The sequence below is a fragment of the [Limnothrix rosea] IAM M-220 genome (assembly GCF_001904615.1).
GTDB lineage: Bacteria > Cyanobacteriota > Cyanobacteriia > Cyanobacteriales > MRBY01 > MRBY01.
In genome coordinates, this window is the sequence record NZ_MRBY01000008.1 from 31,885 (window position 1) to 57,157 (window position 25,273).

Genomic DNA, 25,273 nt, shown 5'->3' on the forward strand with positions numbered 1-25,273 from the left:
AAATGGATGAACAAATGAATAGCATAGAGATCGACAATAACCCCTAGGACTACCCGCCCCCAGTTTAGCCGCAATATTTTCAGATTGGCAGACAAGCACATCCATCAGGAACACCCAACGACTTGTTATACTGTGCTGATAAAAAATGTCACTCACCACTTTAAAGTCTTAGCACCTGATGCAGCCCACTGACCCCAGTAAATTTACCGAACAAGCTTGGGATGCGATCGTCAAGTCACAAGAGGTCGCCCGTCGCTACAGAAACCAAAATCTAGAGGTAGAACATTTACTGCTTTCTCTACTGGAGCAAGAGGATGGTACCGCTGCAGGTCTTTTACAGCAAACCACCATTGACCCGGTACGGTTACAGCAACAAGCAGAGCGCTTCACCAAGCAACAGCCGAAATTATTGCGTGGCGACCAACTTTACCTTGGGCAACAGCTTGATACCTTGTTAGATCGTTCTGAAGCTTGTCGTGTCAGTTGGCAGGATCAGCTCATCGCCGTCGAACATTTGTTAGTGGGCTTTGCGGAGGATGACCGCTTTGGACGACGTGTACTACGGGGGTTTAATCTCGATCCTCAAGATCTAGAGGCAAAAATCAAAGAGGTACGCACACCCCAAGTTACGCCAGAGGGGGAAGAGACAGACTTTGCAAGCGATAGCCGCGACGATGGCAGACGCAGCGCTCTGAATAAATTTGGTCGTGACTTAACGGAGCAAGCCAGAGATGGCAAACTTGATCCAGTCATTGGGCGAGATGATGAAATTCGCCGGGTCATTCAGGTGTTATCCCGCCGCTCAAAAAATAATCCTGTTTTAATCGGTGAGCCGGGTGTCGGCAAGACGGCGATCGCCGAAGGATTAGCCCAACGCATCGTTAATGGCGACGTACCCGAATCCCTGAAAGACCGCCAACTGATGTCCCTTGATATGGGGTCATTGATTGCCGGAGCAAAATATCGCGGTGAATTTGAAGCCCGTTTACGCTCTGTCCTCAAAGAAGTCACCCATTCTGATGGCCAAATTATTCTTTTTATCGACGAAGTCCATACCGTTGTCGGTGCAGGTGGCGGCAATGGCACCATGGATGCCGGCAACTTACTCAAACCAATGTTGGCGCGGGGAGAACTACGGTGTATTGGCGCGACAACCCTCGACGAATTCCGCAAAAATATTGAAAAAGACCCAGCCCTAGAACGACGTTTCCAGCAAGTTCTCGTCAAACAGCCCACCGCCGAAGACACCATTTCAATTTTACGGGGCTTAAAGGAACGCTATGAGCGTCACCACGGTGTGAATATTACCGACTCCGCATTAGTTGCCGCGGCGACCCTATCAAACCGCTATATTACTGATCGCTTTCTCCCAGATAAGGCGATCGATCTCGTCGATGAAGCTGCGGCCAAGCTCAAAATGGAAATCACCTCCAAGCCCGTTGAACTAGAAATCATTGACCGTCGTCTAATGCAGTTGCAAATGGAGCAATTATCCCTTAAAGGCGAAGAACAACTTGGCGCAAATTCTCCGGCCTATCTAGCCTCAAAAGAACGACTAGAGCGCATTGACGAAGAAATTGGGGAACTGGAAGTGCAGCAAAAAGACCTCTCTTCCCAATGGCTTGCCGAGAAAAATTTGATTGACGAAATTAATGAGCTAAAGGAAGAAGAGGAGCAACTCCGCCTCCAAATCGAACAGGCAGAACGAGCCTATGACCTCAACAAAGCGGCTCAACTCAAGTACGGTCGCCTTGAAGGGTTGCAGGAAGAGATGACCGCCAAAGAAGAAAAGCTATTGGCGATTCAGGCGGCGGGTGATGCTATGTTACGAGAGCAAGTCACCGAATCTGATATTGCAGAAATTGTGGCACGGTGGACAGGCATTCCAGTCAATCGATTAATGGAATCTGAGCGACAAAAACTACTCCAACTAGAAGGCCACCTCCACAAACGTGTAATCGGTCAACAGGAAGCCGTTGAAGCGGTTGCGGCGGCAATTCGTCGGGCAAGGGCTGGCATGAAAGATCCCAGTCGTCCCATTGGTTCTTTTATGTTTATGGGGCCAACGGGTGTCGGTAAAACAGAGTTGGCACGGGCATTGGCGGCTTTTCTCTTTGACAGCGAAGATGCCATGGTGCGCATCGACATGTCGGAATATATGGAGAAGCATGCCGTTTCCCGGTTAATTGGTGCGCCTCCGGGATATGTGGGCTATGAAGAAGGGGGGCAGTTATCTGAAGCGGTGCGTCGTCGTCCTTATTCGGTGGTATTACTGGATGAGGTGGAAAAAGCCCATAAGGATGTTTTCAATATTTTGTTGCAGGTGCTCGATGATGGTCGCATCACCGATTCCCAAGGTCGCACGGTGGATTTCCGCAATACGATCATTGTGATGACCAGTAATATCGGTAGTGAATTTATCCTAAATCTTTCGGGAGACGACACGAAATACGACCAGATGCAGCAGAAGGTAAAGGGTTCGTTGCGCAAGCGTTTCCGGCCTGAGTTTTTAAATCGGATTGATGAGCTGATTATTTTCCATACTCTCAAACGAGATGAGCTAAAAGAAATTGTTAAGCTCCAAATTAAGCGCATTGAGAAGTTACTGGCAGAGCAAAAGATTTCCTTAGAGCTGACCGATGCGGCTCTCGATCATGTGGTTGAAGCTGGTTATGAGCCAACCTTTGGGGCAAGGCCTCTAAAGCGTGCTATTCAGCGGGAGCTAGAAAACCCCATTTCTACAAAAATTTTGGAGGCTGATTTTGCGGATGGCGATCGCATCATTGCAGACTGCGTTGATGAGGTGCTCATTTTCACAAAGGCGGAAAAACTCACTGACACCAACTCTCCTGTTGAGGTGGTTGAGCCACAGGAGACTCTAAAGATCGATAACAGTTCAGAGGTAGGAGTTCTTACTACTGTTGTTGCAGAAACCATGTCAGAAACAGATCTACCGGAGGATGTTGCACCGCAGGAGCCGGAGATTATCTCGGTAGCAGAGCTTACCGACGACGACAGATCTGAGGTGTCATCGGAATCTGAGCCTGTGATTGAAGTAGCAACAGAGTCGGTGACTGATCTAGGTGAGACAACATCTGCCATGGCAACGAATGACTCTGGGGCAACAATGGAGGCGATCGCCCCGACAGAAGACGAGGAAGTCCCAGAAACAAGTAACTGGCTTGATGAGGATCTAGATGAATTTGAAGCAACACCAGTTTCGGTTGACAATGAATTGCCAGAGTCCGGCGATCGCGACATTAGTACTGACGGTGAGACTCATGATCAAGACATAACGCCAGAAGACTCTGAACCAGCTTTAGCGGGAGTTGATCCCGAAGAAGAGTGGATTTAATTTAGCAAAATCTCCACGGAGTAATATGGGGGTTTAAACATGTTACAACCCCCACTAATCTTGCCGACCACGACTATAAGCCCCATCATGGCTGCATATTGTCGATTATTATTCTTGCTCGCTGGACAGGAAAACGAGTGAGTCATTTACTTATCTGACTTCACGTTCCCAAATGTACCAATCGGGATAAACATATACCCAATAACCTTCAGCGCCATACTCGCCACACCAGCTACCGCCACTCCAGTAACCATAGTCATAGTACTCGCCATAGGTATCACCATCTTCATAGCAGGTAAGAACTTGAGCTAGCTCAGTATATTTACCATTCACCGTCGCGAGATTGTCAATGGCGGCATCGTCGGTTCTATTGTCATAGCGCCAAACATACCAGGTTGGAAAATCATAAACCCAATAGCCTTCTTCGGCATACTGATCGCCGCAGATATAGTCTCCTCCTTCCCAGTAGCCATAGTTATTGAAACTGCCGTACTCAGCTTCTGCGCGAGGACAATAAATAGTTTGTACTAAATCTTCATAGCGTCCGTTGACTGATGCACGGGCACTCTGAGCTTGGTTGTCATTATTCCAGACATACCAGTAGGGATATTCATAAACCCAATAGCCTTCTTCGGCATATTGATCGCCACAGATATAGTCGTTTCCTTCCCAATACCCGTAATGGTTGTAGCTGCCATACTCATCACGAGCTTGGGGACAGTTCATTTTCTGGATCAACTCTGAGTAACGTCCGTTAACAGAGGGGGAGGCGACGGCAGGCATGACAGATGTAAAGGCTGTTACTGTGGCGATCGCCGCAACAGAAAGCTTAGTCGAAATTGTTTTAAACATGATTCATTTCCACCACAAAAATTTGGGACCGTTACGAGCACGGCACTCCACTACCCATGCTTCAATTATGGCGAAGGGATTTACGGATTTCGAGACTTTTAAAGTTATGTAAGGTACTATCCCTACCACAGGAAAGGGGCGATCGCCGTCAGTCAAAATAAACCCCTAACATTCAGACAACAAAACTAGAACCTGCAATGGTGACACCGCGAAGGGGAGGGAGATGGCCTGAGGCCATGAATATCGAGAAGGCCTAGGTGGGCATTTAGTAAAAAGCAAATTTCTCCCTATCGCCCTATCTGCGCGTCTCCCCCATTTCTAAAGATGAATTGATTCTTTAGCAGTATCTATTTGTTGGAAAAAGACCAGATATACCAGTCGGGGTAGGAATATACCCAATATCCTTCAGTCGCAAAGGTGTTACACCATCGGCGACTATCCCCATAGCCATAGTCATGGTAGTAGCCATACTCCGGTAAATCCTGTGGACAATATAGGATTTGGAGTAAACCACCATAATCTCCATAGGCAGAAGCTGACGGGGGAATTTTATTGGCCCAAATATACCAATGCGGATAGGAGTATACCCGATATCCTGCAACGCCATATTTGCCACACAAATCCCCACCCAACCAATAACCAGAATCGTAATAGTCGCCATAGGAGGAAAGGTCATCAGGACAGTCTAAAACCTGAATCAAATCTTGATATGAATTTCCCCCGGGTTGGACTTGAGCCCATATAGGTATCGATATCCACATCGATGTGGTGGCGATCGCCATGGTAGAAAGACTCACCCAAATTTTTTTAAACATGTTGATCCACCCAGAAAAAACAGACACAATCACAAACAAAATACTTTCCCATTGTCATCCTGATTTTGGCGGGGAAATATATAAATTGTGAATTTTTTTTGAGACTTTTTTTCGAACTTTGAATATTGTGTAAAGAGTCCCATCCTTGCCAAATAAATAAAATATGCTCAAGGCCATTAAAGTTAAGACATCTAATGGACTTTAAAGCCTTATCCTGCCTCGATTTAACCTGTTCAATCCCGACTAATTCTGCTGACAATGACGATGATCAAAAGGCGATCGCCCGATTTCGACAAAGCCAATCCATAAAAAAATCTCCCAACAATTTGTTATTGCTGGGAGGTCAGGAGTTGTTAGTGAAGGCCTCAGGACTTAACTTTGCAAATCTAGTCCTCAGTTTTTGGCTTAGGACGGGGGACAGGACGAGCGCGGGCGGTTGAACCAGACGCTTTACCGTCACCTTGTCCTGGAATTTGGGGCTTCCCTTTAAACTTATTGTTAAAGCGACGACCACCGGATTTTTTACGATTATTGCGAATTAAACCAATATCTTCGCAGGTCTGGATATTCAGCACATTATCAATGAGCTTGGCCGTTAAATCATAAAAATGATTGACTGGACGTTCCGGCAGCGCACCATGGAGCTGAACCTTAAAGAACTTGGGCTTTTCCCCTTCTTTTTTTGGCGACTGACGGATTTTGACAATTACTTTTTTAGACTCTGCGTCGTAGAAAATCACTTGGCCACGAATAGAAAAATAGCCATCTTCCACTTCTTCGCTACTAGGGACATCCTCATCAGTTTCGGGGTCAACTTCGTCATCGAGATTTTCTGGTTCCCACACACCCAAAATTTGGAGATGGAGATGATTGTCATCTTGGCGAGTGCGAGGATAAACAACCCAAACATGTTCTTGCTCTAGGTCGATGTGATTTTTAACGAGGCTGATCACACGTCCGAGAAGAACGGCTTCGATATCACCGTCAGTTGTTTTAATGTTGCCTTTACTGAGCTGCTCGGCTTCGTCGGGCGTATATTTGCCGCGCACAATGCCGATCGCACGATATTGACGGGGGTGGCTAGCAGGCGGAATGGGATGGTTACGCTGTTTCGGCTCATCTGAAGCGAGTACGGGTTTGGTGGGGGAACTCGATGCAGGTAGATGGGTAGATTCAGACACGGGCTTATCCAAAGTTTCTCAACAAGTAAGGGCTAACAACAAAAATGGCTGTCTAGATCGTTTTACTGTAGACAGCGGCGGGGGCGATCGCCCTAATGAGCGATAGGATAGGGGTAAACCTTTAGAACTCAGGGAATCCAAGGGTAAAGACCTTCCAGCGCCTGCCTATTGTACTCAATGCAGTGACAGAGATGATAAATCAGCAAAATTTAGATAGAATTTTCCCAAGTTATTGGATTTTCTGCTAAGTTTTCGCTATCTACGCCCCCGTTGTCCTTTACATTATTGCCCAGCCATGACAAGCAAAGTCGTCGAAAAGTATTACCGTCCCCACCCTTGGGTCTACGGCGTTTCAGGTTTATTGCTCCTGATGGCAGGGGTCTTGTTCTTCCTGCCCAGATTTGATCAGTGGGTGATGGAAAAACGTATTGCGGCGGCGACAGAAGCGCAACTTAACGAAACGGTAGAGGATCCGGCGATCGCCGTTTTAGAAAAAGAAGCCCAGAGCTATGAAGTGTGGCTTCAGAAAGAACCGAATAACGAAAAAGCATTGCGTGGTTTACTTGATACTCGTTTGCAGTTAGGTGATATTAGCGGCGCGGTTGCTCCCTTAGATCAGTTGGCACAGCTTAATCAAGGCAACGAAGACTATGCCATTTTGCTCGGTCAGGTGAAGCAAAGGGCGAAGGACTACGAAGGGGCAGCAGCAGAGTTTAAAAAGATTCTTTTATTAGATCCGACTAATGTCAAAGCTTTACAAGGCATGGTGGATTTGATGCTTGAGCAAAATCGCCCTGAAGGTGCCATCGGTTTACTGCAACAGACCCTCAAGGATATGGGCAAGCCCCAAGAAGATCAAACCATCGAAATTGACCCCGAAAAGGTTACCTCCATTCAGCTGATGCTCGGTCAAATCTATGTGGATCAAGAACGCACCACTGAGGCGATCGCCATTTACGAACAAGCAGCAGCCATTAATCGCACCGATTTTCGTCCCGTTTTAGCCAAGGCGATGGTCTTAAAGGATCAGGGCAAAGACGCTCAGGCAAAACCCCTCTTCACCACAGCAATTACATTAGCCCCTGCAAAATATCGCGATCAAATTAAAGAAATGGCAGTCTTTGATCAAACAGAACTAGAAGTCATTGAAAATATGGAAAACACCACGGCAAAGCCTACTCCAGAAGTCAATACTTCTACCTCTGCCACAACCGAATAGAACCGACTCTCTACCGACTTTTCTCGACTGTACCCAATAGCTGGAACTGCCACCTTAGGTAACGTGAGTTTTGCTTAAGCATGCTCGGAAGTACGACGCGGTGAATGGGAGAGCGAGAGAGAGGGAGATGTTTTTATGCAAACAATCCTCGCTTTCAAAAAATGCAAATTTTCGTTGCTTCCCCCTGTCTCTCCCTCTCCGTGTCTCCTTTTCTCTAAAGAATTTTGGCTACATTCTTATCCATAACTGACGTTAGGTAAGATTTTGAAGCACAATCATAGCGACAAAAACCGGCTCACCATGCCCCGATCCTCTGCGAACAAATAGCTAAATCAACAGACTGCTTGTTTGCTTTTTTACGACGGGGCTAAGTTCCCATCTTGCAATGATGCTCGATATTTTTTGGTCAGCACCATTACTTAAAGATTGCTCCCAATACCTTTAGCAATACCGACGCACATCTTCTTGGCAAGTATCAGACAAATAACAGAGGGCTCGAAATCGCAAGCTCACGACTTCTTCATATAAAGGATTTAATTTGCATAGCGGGGGAATATGAAGCGTTAGGCCAAAACATTCAATATCGCGTGCGAAAGGGCATTGCATCGGAATGAGTTGGCATAGAAAATGAGCCACCCTAGCATTTTTTATTTCGACTCCATCTAACCACTGGCGACATTGGTCTAACACTGATTGAGATATGGTGTTTGCAGAGAAGATTAGTTTCGTAAAACCACTTAAAACTTGAAGGGGGTAAAACATTTTTAACCTCAACTTACATCTCTTTTCTTACTTGCCTCCCAGCATATCTATAATTCAAAAATATTGATAGATGGTTAAAATATAAATTTCATTTATCATTAATAGCTTTTGCTTAACTTTGTTAGTAGCGGGGTTGTTCTGGCTGGTGCGGGGTTATGGTTATCTCTGCTCTCAAAGTCGCTATCACTAATTTGTGATGTCATGTTTGCCGATGTAATGTCTGTTTTGTTGTTTATTTTTTTGTTGTTTATTTAATGTTGGATGACTATTGAACACCGTTTAAATCAATTGCGATCGCAGCTCCAGAAAGCCGCCTATGCCTACTATGTTTTGGATAATCCGATCATGGAGGACTCGGTTTATGACAAACTCTACCGGGAATTAGAAGGGTTAGAAAAAGAATATCCGCTGCTGATTACACCGGATAGTCCGACTCAACGGGTCGGCGATCGCCCGGCGGCTCAGTTTGTCAGTGTGAAGCATAATATTCCGCTGTATAGTCTGGAAAATGCTTTTGATTTTGAGGAACTGCAGCAGTGGGAACAGAAGTGGCAACGGGCACTTGAAGGCGAAACTCCAGAACATTCAGGCTATGTTTGCGAGCTGAAAATCGATGGCTCGGCGATCGCCCTAACCTATGAAGATGGTCTTTTGGTGCGAGGGGCAACGCGTGGTGATGGGGTGACCGGGGAAGAAATCACTCAAAATATTCGCACTATTCGAACGATTCCGTTGCGGTTAAATCTTGACAATCCACCGCCAAGAGTTGAGGTGCGGGGCGAAGCGTTTTTGCCCTTAGATACCTTTGAAGAGATTAACCAAGAACGAGAAAAGGCTGGCGAAAACCTTTTTGCAAATCCTCGAAATGCCGCTGCTGGAACCTTAAGGCAATTGGACTCGCGCATTGTGGCGGAGCGCAAATTAGACTTTTTTGCCTACACATTGCATATTCCCGATGCCGAAGGTTTTGAGTTGCCCACCACTCAATGGGAAGCCCTAGAATTTTTACAAAATATGGGATTTCGGGTGAATCCAAATCGGGATCTCTGCGTTGATTTACAGGCAGTGCAAGATTACTTCGACAGTTGGGATGAAGAGCGAAAAAAACTCCCCTATTTAACCGATGGCGCGGTGGTGAAACTGAATGATTTTTCTCTACAACAAGAATTGGGTTTTACACAAAAATTTCCCCGCTGGGCGATCGCCCTCAAGTATGCAGCGGAGGAAGCACCCACGGTGGTTAAAGACATTATCGTCAATGTCGGCAGAACTGGCGCAGTGACCCCAATGGCAGTCATGGAACCTGTGCAATTAGCGGGAACCACTGTCCAAAGGGCAACCTTACACAACGAAGATCGGGTTAAAGAATTAGACATTCGCCTTGGGGATACTGTCGTGATTCGTAAGGCTGGAGAAATTATCCCAGAGGTATTGCGAGTATTGCCAGAGCTACGCCCGGCAGCAACTGAACCCTACGAAATGCCTACCACTTGTCCAGAATGTGGCTCTACTTTGATTCGTCCCCAAGGTGAAGCGGTATTACGGTGCGTCAATAGTTCTTGCCCAGCAATTTTGCGTGGATCTCTAGTTCACTGGGCTTCCCGCAATGCCCTCGATATTCAAGGTTTAGGCGAAAAAAATGTGATTTTACTGCTGGAACACAATCTCGTTAATTCCATTGCAGACATCTATAACCTTACCGTCGAGGAAATTATGGCTCTGCCTCGCATGGGTCAACGATCTGCTGAGAAACTAGTGGCGGCGATCGCCGCGTCAAAGTCCCAAGATTATGCGCGAGTAATTTACGGATTAGGGATTCGGTTTGTGGGGAAAGTGAATGCCGAGATTTTGACCCAAAATTTTCCCACCTTAGACAAGCTTCAAACAGCAACTTTCGCAAAGTTACAGGGAGTCTATGGTATTGGGGAAGAAATCGCCCAGTCTGTGGTGGATTGGTTCCGAGTGGAAGCAAACCAACAGCTCATTGCAGCGCTACAAAATGCGGGTTTAACCTTTGAGGCTACCCAAACGGCTCCGGTACAAACGAATAGCAGCATTGCGGGTAAAACCTTCGTGATTACCGGCACTCTACCCACTTTGAAACGTTCTGAAGCAGCGGACAAAATTAAAGCAGCAGGCGGCAAAGTCACCAGCTCAGTGAGCAAAAAAACCGATTATCTTTTAGCGGGAGAAAATGCAGGTTCAAAACTCGAAAAAGCGAGAACACTTGGTGTAACAGAGTTAGATGAGGCACAATTTTTTGAGCTATTGTCCTCGACGACAGCTTAAAAGAACTTTTCTCAGACAATTTTGATCAAAGATTTAGTGATGTCGAATAAATTTTAAAGACAATTGACAATTTATGTTCTTCCCGGGGAAAGGTGCTCCTAAAAGGTCAGGGATGCTGTAGGTTGCGTCGTTCACGGAGACTCTAATTTCGACCTCTTCTAAGGGGGGAATATTTTATTCTGGTTTGAAATTTCTAGAAATCACTTCGGCGATCGCCGGACAAAAGGCCAATGGTCATCATCATTTTTGCGCCAAACACATTGTTCACCTTTTTGCTTGGATGGTAAGAACATTACTAGTAAGTGACAAATGATAATTTAGAATTGTTAAGCTCTTGTTAATGTGCTCTTCTCCTAAGGTTGTTCTTGCGAACTATTTATGGCGTTTCTGATCCCAGCTCAACATCGTAGTTTTCTCCCGCGCTTCTACCGACTTGCCGTTGTCGGTATTTTATCGAATATGATGATTCCCCTCGCCAGTCTTGTGGACTCGGCATTTTTGGGTCATCTCGAAAATATCAACTACCTTGCTGGGGTCATTTTAGGCGGTATTTTATTTGACTATCTCTACCGTATTCTGAAGTTTCTACGGAATAGCACTAACAGTCTGACGGCTAATGCGGTGGGCAAAGATGACCAAGCGGCGATGTTGGTTGTCATTTTGCGGTGTGGTCTGATGGCTCTGGCGATCGCCGCCGTGATGTTGCTATTTCAATATCCCATCCACAGATTTGGGTTTGCGCTGTTGTCCGGTTCGCCAGAAATGGAGCTAGCAGGACTGGACTATTTCAATGCTCGTATTTGGGGTGCGCCAGCTGTTTTACTAAATTTTGTGGTGATTGGCTGGTTCCTTGGCCGAGAGCTGAACTGGATTGTCTTGCTGATGTCTTTTGTGGGCAATGGCAGCAATGTCCTATTCGACTATTTGATGATTGTGCAGTGGGGTTGGGAAAGCACAGGTGCCGGATTAGCGACGGCTATCAGTCAATATCTAGCCTTGTTTATCGGGCTGGTGGCGATCGCCTTCACGACGAAATGGCAATTTTTTAAGACAGCATGGTCACAGATTTTTAAGGGTAATGACCTATCCCGCACCCTTGCTCTCAAAGGTAATATGCTGATTCGCTATTTCAGCTGGATTTCCTCCTACGCGATTTTCACCAACCTCAGTGCCTCCTTTGGAACAGAGCTGCTAGCAGAAAACGGTTTGCTCTTACAGATTGCCCTGTTGAGCCAATTTACCGTACAAGGGGTGGGCATGACTTCCCAAACATTAATCGGCAATTTTCACGGGCAAAAACAAACAGATAAAATCATGTCGGTACTGAAAGTCGCTCTGCTCACAGGACTGGCGATCGCCCTTGGATTTGCCCTAGTGACCGTATTTTTTCCCCACATTATTTTTAAAATATTGACCAACCACGCCAACGTCACCCAAATGATGCAACGTTCCGCAATTTGGCTCATTCCGTTGCTCAGCCTTAATGCGATCGCCTTTATGTTGGAGAGCTACTTCAGCGGTATTAAAGACGGTGTCACCCTCCGCAACGGTGCCTTATTGGGTTTTGTCTGCGGCTTTTTACCACTCACTTATTTTGCCAATTACTACCAAAGTGAAAACCTATTATGGGCAGCATTAACAGGCCATATGGCAACGGTTTGTATCTACCTCACCTTTCGACTGCTACGCATCCACCAATCACCAGTATTGGTACTATCACCCGGTGATCGCAAAGCAAATAAAGTCCGGATCTCTGCGTAAACTACGCCATTGCCATCGATCAATGGGATCACAAAAAAATATAGACATGTGGTTAAAATTTGTCTTCAGAGTTTTTTAGAAAAAGGGTGACAAGGAGACGCGGAGAAACTAGCCTGCTATTCATCCCGTTCTCACCAAAATTTATGGACGAAGAAAATTCCCCTTTCACCATATCTCGCAGGAAGCACATCCAAAAAAAGCAGCAAAAATTATCAGCCCACCATTTTTTCTCTCCATCGTCCCCACACCGTGTGATGATTACAGATTTTGCTTGACCCAAACTTCGACCCCTTAGGCGATCGCCAAAAAAAAGCGGAAACGTCTCAACATGAAACATCCCCGCAAGAAAGCATAAATATTATTGAAATCGAAATGAGATCGTTACCCTAACCAGCCCACAGGCTTCAGTCGGCAACACTTGAGATTAATAATTTTTGAGGTACTCTTTGGCCTCTTTACAATCAATGCTGTCACAATCACCGCCCTTCTGAGCCTGCTGCTTGAGCACTTGTCTTGCCCAAACTCGCTGCATTGCGGAAAGAGTTCCGTTACGTTGCTTATCGCGAATTGCCATTTTTGCTACGCTCCTTACTTAATATCTGACAGCTGAACTGTATCAACCGTTACATTATTTATAGCATTTTCAAAATTTCATTGCCCAAGATATCAATAGATCTTAACAAAGATGACAATAATAATCAGGTTCCTTTATCTTTAAATAGGTGACATTGCGGAGTAAGTTCAGATCATGGCTAATTTTCTCAAAGCCTATCTGGCTAAGCAATTGGGGCATCCTGCTGGCTGGTTTGGTCAGGTGCTGCTACGTATTCTCAATCGTAGTAATCGGGCAATGAACGATTTAACATTCCAGCAATTGGCTTTAGCAAAAAATCACCATATTCTAGAAATTGGGTTTGGTGGTGGTGATCTCATTAGTTGTTGTCTGGCGGCTGAGAGCACCCTCAAAGTCTCAGGGATTGATCCGGCGATCGCCGCCGTTGATTTTGCCAAAAGACGTTTTAAAGAGACATTGCAATCGGATCGACTACAAATTGCCCAAGCATCTGGCGAAAATATCCCTTTTGCCGACGCAGCTTTTGACCGCATTATGACCGTTAACACCCTGTATTTTTGGTCAAAACCAGCACAAGTTTTAGCCTCCTGTCGGCGAGTCCTGAAACCTGCGGGCAAGCTGGTGATCACCTACAACAACAAACAATTTCTCGAAAAAACCCAAGCAACAAACTACGGTTTTCAAGCCTATGATCCCCATGAAGTGGAGGCGATGCTAGGGAAAGCTGGATTTTTAGAGATCCAAACCGTTGCCGAAGAAAGCCCCTATGATGGGCAATTTTTCTGTACCGTTGGCGTAAAAAATACATAGTTGGTTATGGCGCAATTGTTGAGGCGATCGCCCCTTTATCCGTTGGCTCAGACAGGTCAGGATACAGGGGGCGCACCAAAATCGGCGCATAGAAATCGTCCTGTAATAATTCAACTTTTGACTGGGCGGACAAAAGCAGTAATGCCCAAAAAATCCCCACCTTTTCGTGGCGGTGTTGTTGGCGGGTAATTTCTTCTGGGAAAAACTCATTGGCTTCTTTATAGGCGAGCCATTGGGTAACCACTTCATTCAGTTCAATGACAATCGGTGTATCTGGTTTATCCGGCGATCGTGTCTGGAAAAATTGCTCCAGTTGGGCGGCCAGTTCCGTTAAATTTTCATCGTGGGCAAGCTGCGTAATCTGTTTAATCGCGGCTTTATTCGACATTTTGCGAGGACGTTTGACCCGTTGTTTAGGCACATGATCCTCAATTTCATTGGCGATCTGCTGAATTTGAATAATAAATTCTTGCAATGTAACGCGACGGCGTTTTGGTGGCGGTGCAGAGGCACGACGACGAATATGTTTTTCTAATTTGAGGGGTAATCGTCTGCCATTTGCTTCGTCCCATTCTTCGAGAAAGTCATCTTCTTGCAGCTCTTCTTCAATGGCGGTCAAACTCTCCAAGGTATCGGCTTTCAATAACACTAATTTCGATGCCCACAGAAAAGTCTGCCCCGATTGGGGTAAATCGAGATCCGCCACCGCCACATCCTCCGCGCGCCCCGTCAATCCCAATTCACTCAAAAATTGATCGATTACATCGATCACCTGCACATCCCATGGGTCTATCTCTCCCTCTTGGGCAAGGTTAATCAGGGTGGCGATCGCCTCTTGAGCTTTATTGGCCATAGACTTCCTTAAAACATACGACTACCATTACCCACCTGACTAATCTGGCGCGGCACTAGAACCATTTTCGTGATTTTCAGCTTGGTTGTCCGTCGTCGACTCCGACTCCTCCTCTGGGCGATCGCCATCCATATCCTCAGCACTAGCTAAAGACAACGATTCTGTTTCTTCTTGAGTAGATTGAGGCTCTTCCTCTAACTCAAGAGCTTCACCTTCCGTCTCCGTTTGCAATTCCGCCAAAGTCTTTTCCAACTCCTCAATTTTGCGGCTTTGCTGCTTCAATTCCCGCTGGGCTTTCCAAGATTCAATTTGCCGTTGCAGCTGATCCCAGAGACTAAAAATCCAAGCCAACATTGCCCCCGTGCCAACCGCAAGCAACAGCTCAATAGACAAAGGCGCTTCAATTTGCACACCGGGAATCAGATTAATCGCAGCCGTTTGCGTATTTTCAATACTAAAAAGAGCCAGTCCCAAGCACAGTGCGAAAAACAATAAAAAATTTAACTGCCGCATAATTTTGATTTAAATCTTGACCCGCTTCCGCTTAGAATAGCTCACTATTTTTCGGCTTAACCGCAATTACTCAATAATCTTTGTATGAGTTTGCAAAGGAGAAAAACCAAAGGATATAGCAACCCAAAGACACGGCGACAGGGCGATAGAGACAGGAGACATAACCGAGAGGTTCTGCCCCAAAAATCTGAAACACCACAAAATAGTGACACCATGCCTCAAAACAGGTGAACGAGCAAAATTGATCCTCTCACTTGGTCACCCCATCACCCTGTCACCCTGTCATCTTTTCCCATCGACAACACCCAAGAGACAAACAAATTCTCTCCCTAGCCCTAGGTCAAAGACATAGCAGAGCCTGTTGAAGTCGCATCCCCTAAAGACACATTGACCCCAGAGTAAACAGTACCTCGCCGAGCGTCGATGGAAATAATACCGCCATCTCGAATCAAAGTCGTTGCATCACTAAAGCCAACAATAACCGGGATCCCAAGGCGCATGCCAATGGTGGCAGCATGGCAATTTTGGCTACCGTCCTCAATGACAAGGCCGCTGGCTTTACGGATCATGTCAATGTGAGTCGCATCGGTAGAAGCAGCGACTAAAATTTCACCGATACTAAAATCATTAATTTCTTGGTTGGCTTTCACCACCCGGGCACGGCCACTCGCCGACCCTTGGCCGACACCAATACCTGCACCGAGGACGGCCTGTACCATTTCGACTTTTACCAAATCCGTAGACCCGGAGACCCCCTGTAGGGTTCCGGCGGTCATCACCACAAGATCACCTTCTTTGAGGAGATCATTTTCTTGGGCAACGTTAATCGCGGCTCGGAACGTTTGGGTTGTGGATGGCGAATCCATAACGAGGAGAGGTTGCGCCCCCCAAACTAGCTGTAAACGACGGGCCACATCAACATGGGGAGTGACGGCCAAAATTGGTGTAGATGGCCGGAATTTTGAGACATTACGCGCTGTGGCTCCCGACTTCGTTAGGGTCATAATTGCCGTTGCATCGAGCTGGGTAGAGATATGGCTCACTGCTGCCGAAATTGCATTGGGGATAGATTTTTTGTCGGAAGGTTGACGGCGAATGGCATCGGGCTCTTGTTCGATACGTTTGGCGATCGTGGCCATGGTTGCGACAGCTTCAACGGGATATTCACCAACAGCTGTTTCATTCGAAAGCATGACAGCATCTGTACCATCTAGAATTGCATTGGCAACATCTGAAACTTCTGCGCGGGTCGGACGGGGGTTATTCGCCATGCTATCGAGCATCTGTGTCGCCGTAATGACGGGAATACCAAGGCGATTAGCTGTGGCAATGAGCTTTTTCTGAAGGAGAGGTACTTCTTCGGCGGGTAGCTCTACACCGAGGTCACCGCGAGCCACCATCACCCCATCGGAGAGGGAAAGGATGGCATCCATTTGCTCGATCGCCTCATGTTTTTCAATTTTGACAATCACAGGCACATTTTTACCAGTGCTAGCGATGATGTCTTTAATTTCAAGGACATCTTGGGGGTTACGAACAAAACTGAGCGCCACCCAATCAACACCCTGGTCAAGGCCAAACATCAAGTCTTCGCGGTCTTTTTCTGTTAATGCTTTAACCGATAGATAGACACCGGGAAAGTTTACACCTTTATTATTAGAAAGTTTGCCGCCGACCACGACACGGCAATGGAGATTTTCGGCTTCCACATCGACTTTTTCGACGCGCATTTCAACCTTGCCGTCATCGAGCAAAATTGTGGCACCTTCGGGCACTTCTGCCGCTAGACTTTTGTAGCTGATATAACCGACTTCTTGGGTACAGGGGACTTTGCGGCTTGTGAGGATATAGGGATCATTTTTCTTGAGGCGAATGGATCCTTTTTCGTATTTCCCTAAACGAATTTTAGGGCCTTGTAAATCCTGAAGAATTCCGACGGGACAGTTTAGCTCAAAGGCGGTTTGGCGAATGAGACGAATATTGCGTTGGTGATCGTCATGGGTGCCATGGGAAAAGTTTAGCCGTAGAGTGGTTGCTCCCGCTTCGATGAGTTCGCGCAAAACATCGGGTTTACTCGTCGCAGGACCAATGGTTGCAACGATTTTAGTGCGGCGAGGCATTTCTCTAAAGGGCATGGTGTAAGTTTCTCTGGTCAGTTTGGGAAAATAAGCCCCATATTATCCCAAAATTTGACTTTTCTTTCGGCCAGTAATGAATCTGCCGTGGGGAAGATTTTATGGATGAGATGAGTCGGCGATCGCCCTAGCCAGAAGAATTTATCAACAAATCAAATCAACAAGATACAAAATTGACAGCTTACAGACGTAACCGGATCTCACAACATAACTGCCCCAATGCAATCATCACATTTCAAATGACAAGCAAAAATCCACATACCAGACACCACTGCTATTTACTGATTTATGAATTCGCCCTTCTCAACTTTTATTCAGCTCCATAAGTGCAAAATCTTTGGGAGAAAAAACAATACAGCTTTCGATCTTTTCCGGCAGCAAAATATCTAAGATGTAAAAATACACAATGTTTTCACCTAACTATGTCCCTGCGTTAACGACGTATGCCCCTGAACAGGAGCACTTTACAGACAAAACAATCTATTTGCGTTTGATGGCCAACACATCAATATCCGAGATGTAGTCGATCATCGTCAAGGAACTTTACTGCAACTTTAAATTACCATCCCAAGCTTTATCCAAAATTCTTCAAATACCGAGAATTTACTTACCGTTATCTCTCCTATTTAGGATTACACTTAAGGACAAGAAAACGATCTGCATCTACCAACTATTCATTTTTTGGCTCAATTTAACCTATCTCTATTGTTACAGATGATAGATAGTGTGTTGTGGCCATCAAAACTACTCGCAGATCGCCATGAATACTACTTCATTTCACAAGACATCTCAGACGCATCGCAAGTCTTCCTCCAAAGTTAATGTTAAGCCGCCGGAGTTGGTTCCATCTAGTTGGATTAATGGCTTTGGTATTGTTTCCCTTGTTACCTGTTCTAGTATTATTGCTGCCGGTTATTCTTCTGAACAGCAAGCCCAGCAAGCCTTACATGATGCCCAAAGTATGGGAATTGCTGAGGCTGGTTTAGCTCGTGTCTTCAACAGGTTAATTCAGACACAGAACCGGGGGTTACTGACTCAAAGTTTTGATGCGAGTGCAGGGATCAATGGGTGGTCAACGGGTTCACTCAGTTGTGGTGCAACGGTTACCGCCCCTGATGCCATTCCAACGGATTTATTTTCTGGTCAGGTGCAGGACGGCAGTTATCGTCTTGTGGCCTATAAATATGATGCTGGTCTTCGCCAAGGCACATTTGTTGTGGAGGGTACAATCAACGGTTCTACTTCCCGTGTCGAAGTCACTCGCAATATTGATTTGCCGACTACAGGTCAAGGTGGTGCTTGTCCCCGTATTGCCACCAATTTACGTCATTCTGTTGCCGCACGCATGGCTTCCTAGGCATCATAGTCTGTTTTCAAAACTTGGTAATTTCCCTTTGCTCCTTTCCTCTAAACCCTTGCTGTCATTGCTTTGTCAAGGGTGAGTATTCTTTTGTAATTAGATTCTAGATTTTAGATTTGCAGGATCATGAATAACACCCAAGACCAAGGTTTCACAATATTGGAACTGTTAGCGGCTCTTGCCATTATTGGCATTCTTTCGGCTATCACGACTCCTTTAATAATGTGGGCAAACAAGCCTTTACAAAACGGTACGTATCAGGCGGCTGGTATTTTTTCTCAAGGGCGATCGCGGGCGATCGCCACCACTTCTGCGCTGCGTATTCAACCGAATCCCAGTAATCCAGAGCATTCATTTATTGTCCAAGCTTCAGATACCCGTAGCTGCGATCCAAATACGACAGTACTGACCGGAGCTATTGCCACGGATAGCAATCAATTAGCTGTTGTTTCTACACAAGGCTTTGCGGCAGGCGATCGCCTCAAAATTGGCGATGATGAAACAGAAAATGTGGTTCTCACAACTGACAGTAACAGCGCCACTCTGACCCTAGGCAAACCCATTGGTACAGCCCATAGCTCCGGTACAACCGTAGAAATTATAGCCAACTGGCAAAACGATAAAACCTTCTTCCAAGAAGATATGACCCTGCCCGACACCGTCAAAATGATCGGGAATCTAGCGGACTGGGAGCTTTGTTTTGATAGTCGCGGCATTGCCACCGTCAGCGATACCTTTGGCATTGCAGAAGACGACCTAGAAATCACTCTCATTAGCGAAAAAAGCCAAAAAGAAGGAAAAATCATAGTCTTCCAAGGCGGCATGATCGACTCCGTGGTCATTCAACCCAAAGACGACATTGTGGTGGCAGCCCTAGAAGATGCCGAGACCAATACATCAAATGGGAGCTCCGCAGCAGCAACAGGTTCTTCAACAACCACCAACGACCCTAGCAATAATGGCTCCAACGCGACATCTAACGACAACGGCACATCAACAGACACTCCACCACAACCCAACCCAGACTATCAATTAGATGAAGGTGTCATCGTTCCTTCCACTTCACCCACAAACAATACAACACCGGAAACCAACACAGGAGCCATTGATGACAATAGCTTTGACAGCGAAAACCTCACATTCGAGCAGAGACGCGCTGTCTACCAAGAATGGTTAGACCAAAATGAATATTATCAGAGCATTCTTCAAGGCACAGAAACTGTAGATAGAGACAGCGAGCCCTACAAAGAATTCGTCAAAGAAATCATTGAAAAATTAACTTGGTTGTATTCCTAAAAAAACCATAATCATCACCTTACGTCATGCTTTTTTACTTCAATAAGCTTCTATCCCAGCAATCTTCATCAGTGGAAAACCATGGGGGATTTTCACTCATTGAGTCAATTGTTTCTTTGCTAATTTTTGTGGTTACCTTCTCCCTTGCTTCACCACTTTTTGTTGCACAGCAGAAAAATAATATTACCAATGAAATTCGTACAGGCGCTGTCTCTTTATCACAACAAGTTTTAGATAATTTACGTCTCGAAACATCCCTGACGCTCGGTGAAACCAATGAAAGTAGTATTAGCAGCCTCGGCCGAACCTATGGATACACACAATTTGTTTGTACTGATAGACCCAGTGTTGCCCCTGATAACTCTGTGTCTTGTGACACCACAGTAGATGTCAACAACCCAATGAGATATATACTACTGCAAATTGATTACAATGAAGAGACCATCTATACAGTGGAAACCATCTACACAGACATCAAATAATCGCAGTTTCTATTTTAAGTTTTTAGTTTATCAACAATGCAAAAGCGCTTGTCATTCAGAGCAAGGATTTACGTTAGTTGAACTCTTAGTTTCTTTATTTATAGGCTTATTTGTTATTAGTCTTGCTTTTTTTGGTAGTGTCTTAAATCGACAGCTTTTTGTCCAAGATAAAGCCCGTTCTGATATTGCTCAAACGCTACGATTACCGTTGGATACTTTGGGTAATGATATTAGACAGGCTGGGGAAGGGATTGGGACAAGTGATCCGAATTTTCCGGTGGTACTGCTCAGCACTAATCCAACCCAATTAACGATTCGTCGTCAACTTTTACCCACTTCTATTCCTGTGTGCCGTGATATTGTCGCTGGCTCTAGTGATCCGGTTGTTGTGCTTGATGACAATGGTGGTGATCCATTGGTTGGCTGTGAGATTGGGGCGATCGCCGATACCGATAGCGATGGTTGGCCGGATGCTTGGGATGAGCTCGAAAAGTTTCGTGATTTTCGTACGACGAATGGCGGTACGGTCAGAGCGTTTATTTATAACGGAAATGGTCAAGGTGACTTTTTTGACTATAAAAATGAAGGGACATTCGCTGCTGATGATACAGCGATAATAGACCCCATTACTGGTGCAAATTTGCTGGAATATACGACGCTAGATGCTGGCGGTGCGACTTGGACAAACAACTATCTTGCTGATAGTAGTAGTCGTATTTATTTGTTAGAAGAACGCCGTTATCAATTAGATACGAATACCAATACGCTACAGCTCATTACAGACGACAGTGAGGAGTTGAGTATCACCAATAATATTGGTGTTTTAGATGTAGAAATTATTCTTGAGCAGGATGACATTGAGCATACTTGTACGGTTTTACCGCCTGTTGATCCAGCAGATTGTGATCCGGTTTTAACGAATACCTATTCTTGGTCTCAAATTAAAGCAATAGAAGTTATGTTGCAGGTTTCAGCTGACTCATCAGCAGCCTTAGCATTACAGACAAATTGTCCTGATCCAGAGGATTGTGAACCCCTCCAGCTGAGACGACGCTTTGTGCCTCGTAATGTCTTTAATTTTTAGGGTTTTACTATAGGATTTCAAGATTTTTATAACGATCAAATTTCTATTGCTAACTAATAAAAATGAATATTTTTTTAAAATTAATTTGCTATCTAAACTATAAAGCGACAATGGGCTCACAACGGCGATCGCCCCAAACAGAAGGCGGCTATGTTTTGTTTGTGATCATCATGATTTCCCTATCAACCCTAGGCCTATTGGCAGCCTATGCGAAAATCACCCATGTGGAAAATATGCGCTCCACTTCTTCTTTTGAAGGGAATACCGCTTTCTATGCAGCAGAGGCAAGCTTAAACCTTAAAGTTGAAGAGATTCGCCAAAAATTTGCTGGCTACAATACCCCCAACGGTACGCCCCCAGAATCCATCAATGCCTGCTTTGATTTAGATGCCACAAACGATGGGACGAATGATTTTGGGTGTGCCATTGAAACCTTTGCGCCTAGCTCGTCGGGTCAATCGGGTTTTGAAGCGGCATCCTATGTCATCGCCAAAAATAATGGTCAACCGGAAATTGGGACCGTACCGCGCGGCGAAGCCTTTCAAAATCTCAATATGCAGGAATATAGCTTTGCCATTCACGCTGTGGCAAAAAAGGCCACTGCCTCCGACTCTGAGCTGGGCGCTAGTCTCAAGATGGACATCAAAAGTCGCTTGATTCCAATGTTTCAGTTTGCGGCGTTCTATGCTAATGATTTAGAAATTTTGCCGGGTCCGACCATGAACTTGCGGGGCCCGGTTCATACCAATGGCTCGCTGTATTTGGGGGCGGGTAATACTTTATTTGTCCATAATCAGGTGACCCTCGGCGGTGAACTGTATAACAGTCGTAAAAATAATGGTTCGACCTATTCTGATGGCAAAGTCCGTATTAAAAATGCGGCAGGAAATTGGCTCAATTTGCTCTCTAAGGGTACTGGCAGCACAAACAGAACGTCGGCGGCGATGGATCCAGAGCTTGTGGAGACGGCCTGGGGTACGCAGGTACAAATTGGCCTTGACCCTGTCATTATTCCCTCTCCTTCTTTTATCGATGCAACGGGTGCTTATTACAACAATGGTGACTTGAGGATTGAGTACAAACCTGCCCCAACGGCTAACAATAATAGTGATTATTTAGAAACGGTTCCCTTTGCCATTCAAGTGCCCAACTCTGACCCTAATATAGATACCTATCAGGATCTAACGGAGGGGCAATTACGGAGTTTGCGGCAACCTGTGATGGTGGGTCGTGATGTGGAACAGGCTGGTTATTGTAGTGCGGTCAGTGAACCAAATATTACTGCGGTAACGTCGGATAATGAGGTGAAACGCTATATTGTCGAGGCACTACAAACGGCGATCGCTTCTCAAAAAGTACCCATGCAATTTTCTGAATTTGTTGATACTGACACGAGATCTACTAAGCTGAGTGATCCGGTATTTGATGATCTTAGAGCTAGCTTTCAAGCCGCTCTCGCCGCCCGCCTCGACGAAGAACTAAATATGAGTAGTATTTTGGGATTGGGTGATGCTTTGGCGATCCTGAATCTTAATAATATTGTCGACACAACAAATTTAAGTACGTTAAATAATTTATCCCCGGCACAAATCGCGGCTCTTTCTTATCAAGAAACAGACCCAGAGACAGGAAATGCTGTCGAAAAAGGAGAACGTTGTTTTCTGGCTGCACCGTTGCGGGATATTGGGCGAGATGCTGGTGGTCACGACTCGCCTTATCGTTTTTACAATGATCGTGAAAAACAAGAAATGCGTCTATTACAGATGAATTTGGAAAGCCTTACGGTTTGGAATCGTGACGGTGTTTATGTCGATTTTAATGGTGGCACTGTTCAAGATGTGAATAATGGCGAAGGCTTCTCCACCGACGAACTTTTATTTGAGCAAATTGAGCCGGATACAGGGGCGATCGCCAACTCATTCCAAAGCCTAGGATTAGCCGCCAGCGATACCAGCGAAGGGGGTCTCGTATTCCACGGGACTGTTGACCAAACAGCCTATACCGATGCCGCGACAAATGATAGTCCTTTCGGTTTTGCCCTTACCCAAGGTGAACAGTTGATGGGTTTAGCGGGAACAACTGACAACCCAGAAAATACTGGACTTACTTTTGTGAGTGACCAAGCTGTTTATGTCCAAGGCGATTTTAATACCGTTAATAAACAGCCCGCTAGCGTTTTAGCTGACTCTTTGAATGTGTTGTCCAATGCCTGCTTGAATCAGGATATGACCATTAACAAAAGATCTGGGCGAGATTGTAATCCTGATATCAATGACTCCGGAGTTAAGAGCAGAGCAGAACCAACAACAATTAATAGTGCATTTTTAGCAGGAACTGATATTACGAATTCTGCTGCAACCAGTGGTTATAACGGTGGACTCGAAAACTATCCCCGTTTCGCTGAAAATTGGTCTGGCAGAACTCTAAGATACCGTGGATCTTTTGTGAGTCTTGGTACGCCTCGCTATGTATCTGGTCGATGGAGTGACCAAAAATATAGTGCACCGAGACGTGATTGGGAGTTTGATTTGGATTTTAATAATGCTGATAATTTACCGCCTTTGTCGCCCCGGTTTGTTTATGTTAAACAATCTTCTTTTGAGCGCTATCTTGACTAATCTTTTTGACGATTAATGTTACTCATGTTGAGGAGGATAAATGCTAATTTTTCAGATAAAAATATCGTCAAAAGCAAAATTTTCTTATCAAAAAAGCGCTTTTTCAATGCTGGTTTAATGGGCATTTTAGACTGGTTTACAAGTTAGGCGATCGCCGTAATATTGCTGATGTCGGAGTTGATGACCTCAATATTTTATTCGTTACCCGTCGTTTGTAAATCAGCGAGTTTTTGTTCTAGATTGCGGATAATTTTGACTTTATCCGGCTGGGCGATCGCCTCATTTTGTTGAATATCAAGGATTTGTTTGCCGATTTTTAGTTCACGAATGGGATGCCAGTCGGCATCGGTTGCGGCTTCAAATTTTGACCAATTTAGAGACTGTAATATGCCTTGATTGTTGTAGTGGTGGAAGAAATTGCGAATTTTCGTTTTGAGATCATCGGGTAGCTTATTGGTGTAGGCAATGGGATCGGCGGGAATGAGGGGTGATGTCCAAATAATGCGCAGGGCTTGAGTTTTGTCGGGGAATTTTTCTGCGAAGCGCTCTAGGGCTTCACTATTACTCGTGGCAACATCGACTTTTTGGTCGGCGATCGCCAGAGCTGTGGCTTCGTGGTTACCGAGGAAACTTATTTTTTTAAAGTAGGTACGGGGATTAATCTCATTTTTGGTAAACAAATAATACATTGGCACGAGATAACCCGAAGTGGAATTCACATCATTAAAGGCAAATGTCAGATCTTGCCCTTGACTGAGCAAATATTTTGTCGGCGGCTGTGACCCAGTCTTTTGTAGCCAAGGGCGATCGCCATGGGTGATCAGGTGGGCATAATAACCTCGACTCCCTTTATCGGATACAGTTAAGGCAAAGGCCTCTGCGTCGGCGACGGTTGCCGCTTCAATATAGGTTTTGCCACCAAACCAAGCGATTTGAATCGCCTCTGAGCGCATGGCCTCAATGAGACTGGAATATTGCCGCGCAAAAAAGGGCTGCACCGGTAAACCAATGGCCTGGGATAAATCCGCCAAAAAAGGTTGCCAGAGGGGCAATAAATCCGCCTTTGATTCAGTTGTTAAAATGCCAAATTTTAATTCTCGTCGAATCTCTGGGGTATCTTTAAATAATGGCTGTTGGCATCCTTTGAGGGCTTGACCACCAGTGGCGGCGGCAAATCCGAGGAGTAACCGCAGGAACTGTTGCCTATGCATGGTCACGGAAATCTGGGTCGGAATGGTCTTTATGAAAATCTTTCTGCTCAGGGGCGATCGCCACTGTAACAACTAGAATTACAACATTTATACTTTAATTCGC

Annotated in this window: 19 protein-coding genes and 1 pseudogene; 11 read left to right on the forward strand and 9 right to left on the reverse strand. The window is 45.4% G+C overall.

The window, feature by feature from the left end:
* Positions 1-178: 178 nt before the first annotated feature.
* Complete coding sequence (gene clpB, locus NIES208_RS05015) at positions 179-3,355, forward strand: ATP-dependent chaperone ClpB (RefSeq protein WP_075890360.1); 3,177 nt, start codon at positions 179-181, stop codon at positions 3,353-3,355.
* 150 nt (positions 3,356-3,505) lie between these two features.
* Here the strand turns inward: clpB and NIES208_RS05020 are convergent, their stop codons facing one another.
* From NIES208_RS05020 to NIES208_RS05030, 3 genes are all read right to left on the reverse strand, one after another.
* Positions 3,506-4,207 carry a hypothetical protein gene (locus tag NIES208_RS05020; RefSeq protein ID WP_075890362.1) on the reverse strand — a complete coding sequence of 234 codons (702 nt, stop codon included), beginning with the start codon at positions 4,205-4,207 and terminating at the stop codon, positions 3,506-3,508.
* 347 nt (positions 4,208-4,554) lie between these two features.
* On the reverse strand, positions 4,555-5,022 hold the full coding sequence (locus NIES208_RS05025; RefSeq protein ID WP_075890500.1) for a hypothetical protein: 468 nt from the start codon (positions 5,020-5,022) through the stop codon (positions 4,555-4,557).
* 386 nt (positions 5,023-5,408) lie between these two features.
* Positions 5,409-6,203, reverse strand: coding sequence for a hypothetical protein (locus NIES208_RS05030; protein ID WP_075890502.1), 795 nt, complete (start codon positions 6,201-6,203; stop codon positions 5,409-5,411).
* Positions 6,204-6,498: 295 nt separating this feature from the next.
* Here NIES208_RS05030 and NIES208_RS05035 point away from each other — a divergent pair, with 295 nt between their 5' ends.
* Positions 6,499-7,422: a tetratricopeptide repeat protein gene (locus tag NIES208_RS05035; protein ID WP_075890504.1), complete on the forward strand. Its 924-nt coding sequence runs from the start codon at positions 6,499-6,501 to the stop codon at positions 7,420-7,422.
* Positions 7,423-7,863: 441 nt separating this feature from the next.
* Here the strand turns inward: NIES208_RS05035 and NIES208_RS05040 are convergent, their stop codons facing one another.
* The gene (locus NIES208_RS05040) at positions 7,864-8,184 is read right to left on the reverse strand and encodes a Mo-dependent nitrogenase C-terminal domain-containing protein (protein ID WP_084176540.1); all 321 of its coding nucleotides are present in this window, start codon (positions 8,182-8,184) and stop codon (positions 7,864-7,866) included.
* A 261-nt stretch (positions 8,185-8,445) separates the two neighbouring features.
* Between NIES208_RS05040 and ligA the strand changes: the two genes are divergently transcribed.
* Both ligA and gntT read left to right on the forward strand, forming a co-directional pair.
* The gene (gene ligA / locus NIES208_RS05045) at positions 8,446-10,473 is read left to right on the forward strand and encodes an NAD-dependent DNA ligase LigA (protein ID WP_075890364.1); all 2,028 of its coding nucleotides are present in this window, start codon (positions 8,446-8,448) and stop codon (positions 10,471-10,473) included.
* Between the two features lie 378 nt (positions 10,474-10,851).
* Positions 10,852-12,234, forward strand: a complete 1,383-nt coding sequence (gene gntT, locus NIES208_RS05050) for a guanitoxin biosynthesis MATE family efflux transporter GntT (RefSeq protein WP_075890366.1) — start codon at positions 10,852-10,854, stop codon at positions 12,232-12,234.
* 424 nt (positions 12,235-12,658) lie between these two features.
* Here the strand turns inward: gntT and NIES208_RS18870 are convergent, their stop codons facing one another.
* On the reverse strand, positions 12,659-12,808 hold the full coding sequence (locus NIES208_RS18870) for a hypothetical protein (RefSeq protein WP_171971721.1): 150 nt from the start codon (positions 12,806-12,808) through the stop codon (positions 12,659-12,661).
* 174 nt (positions 12,809-12,982) lie between these two features.
* Here NIES208_RS18870 and NIES208_RS05060 point away from each other — a divergent pair, with 174 nt between their 5' ends.
* Positions 12,983-13,618: a class I SAM-dependent methyltransferase gene (locus tag NIES208_RS05060; RefSeq protein WP_075890370.1), complete on the forward strand. Its 636-nt coding sequence runs from the start codon at positions 12,983-12,985 to the stop codon at positions 13,616-13,618.
* Between the two features lie 4 nt (positions 13,619-13,622).
* Here the strand turns inward: NIES208_RS05060 and NIES208_RS05065 are convergent, their stop codons facing one another.
* The 3 genes from NIES208_RS05065 to pyk form a co-directional block, all read right to left on the reverse strand.
* Positions 13,623-14,471, reverse strand: coding sequence for a segregation/condensation protein A (locus NIES208_RS05065; RefSeq protein ID WP_075890372.1), 849 nt, complete (start codon positions 14,469-14,471; stop codon positions 13,623-13,625).
* 39 nt (positions 14,472-14,510) lie between these two features.
* Positions 14,511-14,984 (reverse strand): LapA family protein, encoded by a 474-nt coding sequence (locus NIES208_RS18360; protein WP_084176541.1) that lies wholly within the window; start codon positions 14,982-14,984, stop codon positions 14,511-14,513.
* A 335-nt stretch (positions 14,985-15,319) separates the two neighbouring features.
* Positions 15,320-17,119, reverse strand: coding sequence for a pyruvate kinase (pyk, locus tag NIES208_RS05075; RefSeq protein ID WP_075890374.1), 1,800 nt, complete (start codon positions 17,117-17,119; stop codon positions 15,320-15,322).
* Between the two features lie 760 nt (positions 17,120-17,879).
* Here pyk and NIES208_RS05080 point away from each other — a divergent pair.
* From NIES208_RS05080 to NIES208_RS05100, 6 genes and pseudogenes are all read left to right on the forward strand, one after another.
* Entirely contained in the window at positions 17,880-18,476 is a 597-nt protein-coding gene (locus tag NIES208_RS05080; protein WP_075890376.1) for a hypothetical protein, read from the forward strand.
* Between the two features lie 129 nt (positions 18,477-18,605).
* Positions 18,606-19,775: a pilus assembly FimT family protein gene (locus NIES208_RS05085; RefSeq protein ID WP_075890378.1), complete on the forward strand. Its 1,170-nt coding sequence runs from the start codon at positions 18,606-18,608 to the stop codon at positions 19,773-19,775.
* A 26-nt stretch (positions 19,776-19,801) separates the two neighbouring features.
* Complete coding sequence (locus NIES208_RS05090) at positions 19,802-20,257, forward strand: type IV pilus modification PilV family protein (RefSeq protein ID WP_139324990.1); 456 nt, start codon at positions 19,802-19,804, stop codon at positions 20,255-20,257.
* A pseudogene (locus NIES208_RS19890) lies at positions 20,208-20,378 on the forward strand (PilW family protein); the annotation flags it as partial. The gene NIES208_RS05090 and the pseudogene NIES208_RS19890, both read left to right, overlap by 50 nt.
* An 87-nt stretch (positions 20,379-20,465) precedes the next feature.
* On the forward strand, positions 20,466-21,341 hold the full coding sequence (locus NIES208_RS05095) for a hypothetical protein (RefSeq protein ID WP_225875254.1): 876 nt from the start codon (positions 20,466-20,468) through the stop codon (positions 21,339-21,341).
* A gap of 62 nt (positions 21,342-21,403) precedes the next feature.
* Positions 21,404-23,959: a hypothetical protein gene (locus NIES208_RS05100; protein WP_075890384.1), complete on the forward strand. Its 2,556-nt coding sequence runs from the start codon at positions 21,404-21,406 to the stop codon at positions 23,957-23,959.
* Between the two features lie 194 nt (positions 23,960-24,153).
* Here the strand turns inward: NIES208_RS05100 and phnD are convergent, their stop codons facing one another.
* The gene (gene phnD, locus NIES208_RS05105; protein WP_075890386.1) at positions 24,154-25,170 is read right to left on the reverse strand and encodes a phosphonate ABC transporter substrate-binding protein; all 1,017 of its coding nucleotides are present in this window, start codon (positions 25,168-25,170) and stop codon (positions 24,154-24,156) included.
* Between the last annotated feature and the right edge of the window lie 103 nt (positions 25,171-25,273).

Coding starts and splice junctions, on each gene's coding strand:
- clpB (WP_075890360.1), top strand. CDS start 179: ATGCAGCCCACTGACCCCAGTAAATTTACCGAACAAGCTTGGGATGCG.
- NIES208_RS05020 (WP_075890362.1), bottom strand. CDS start 4,207: ATGTTTAAAACAATTTCGACTAAGCTTTCTGTTGCGGCGATCGCCACA.
- NIES208_RS05025 (WP_075890500.1), bottom strand. CDS start 5,022: ATGTTTAAAAAAATTTGGGTGAGTCTTTCTACCATGGCGATCGCCACC.
- NIES208_RS05035 (WP_075890504.1), top strand. CDS start 6,499: ATGACAAGCAAAGTCGTCGAAAAGTATTACCGTCCCCACCCTTGGGTC.
- NIES208_RS05040 (WP_084176540.1), bottom strand. CDS start 8,184: ATGTTTTACCCCCTTCAAGTTTTAAGTGGTTTTACGAAACTAATCTTC.
- ligA (WP_075890364.1), top strand. CDS start 8,446: ATGACTATTGAACACCGTTTAAATCAATTGCGATCGCAGCTCCAGAAA.
- gntT (WP_075890366.1), top strand. CDS start 10,852: ATGGCGTTTCTGATCCCAGCTCAACATCGTAGTTTTCTCCCGCGCTTC.
- NIES208_RS18870 (WP_171971721.1), bottom strand. CDS start 12,808: ATGGCAATTCGCGATAAGCAACGTAACGGAACTCTTTCCGCAATGCAG.
- NIES208_RS05060 (WP_075890370.1), top strand. CDS start 12,983: ATGGCTAATTTTCTCAAAGCCTATCTGGCTAAGCAATTGGGGCATCCT.
- NIES208_RS05065 (WP_075890372.1), bottom strand. CDS start 14,471: ATGGCCAATAAAGCTCAAGAGGCGATCGCCACCCTGATTAACCTTGCC.
- NIES208_RS18360 (WP_084176541.1), bottom strand. CDS start 14,984: ATGCGGCAGTTAAATTTTTTATTGTTTTTCGCACTGTGCTTGGGACTG.
- pyk (WP_075890374.1), bottom strand. CDS start 17,119: ATGCCCTTTAGAGAAATGCCTCGCCGCACTAAAATCGTTGCAACCATT.
- NIES208_RS05080 (WP_075890376.1), top strand. CDS start 17,880: ATGAATACTACTTCATTTCACAAGACATCTCAGACGCATCGCAAGTCT.
- NIES208_RS05085 (WP_075890378.1), top strand. CDS start 18,606: ATGAATAACACCCAAGACCAAGGTTTCACAATATTGGAACTGTTAGCG.
- NIES208_RS05090 (WP_139324990.1), top strand. CDS start 19,802: ATGCTTTTTTACTTCAATAAGCTTCTATCCCAGCAATCTTCATCAGTG.
- NIES208_RS05100 (WP_075890384.1), top strand. CDS start 21,404: ATGAATATTTTTTTAAAATTAATTTGCTATCTAAACTATAAAGCGACA.
- phnD (WP_075890386.1), bottom strand. CDS start 25,170: ATGCATAGGCAACAGTTCCTGCGGTTACTCCTCGGATTTGCCGCCGCC.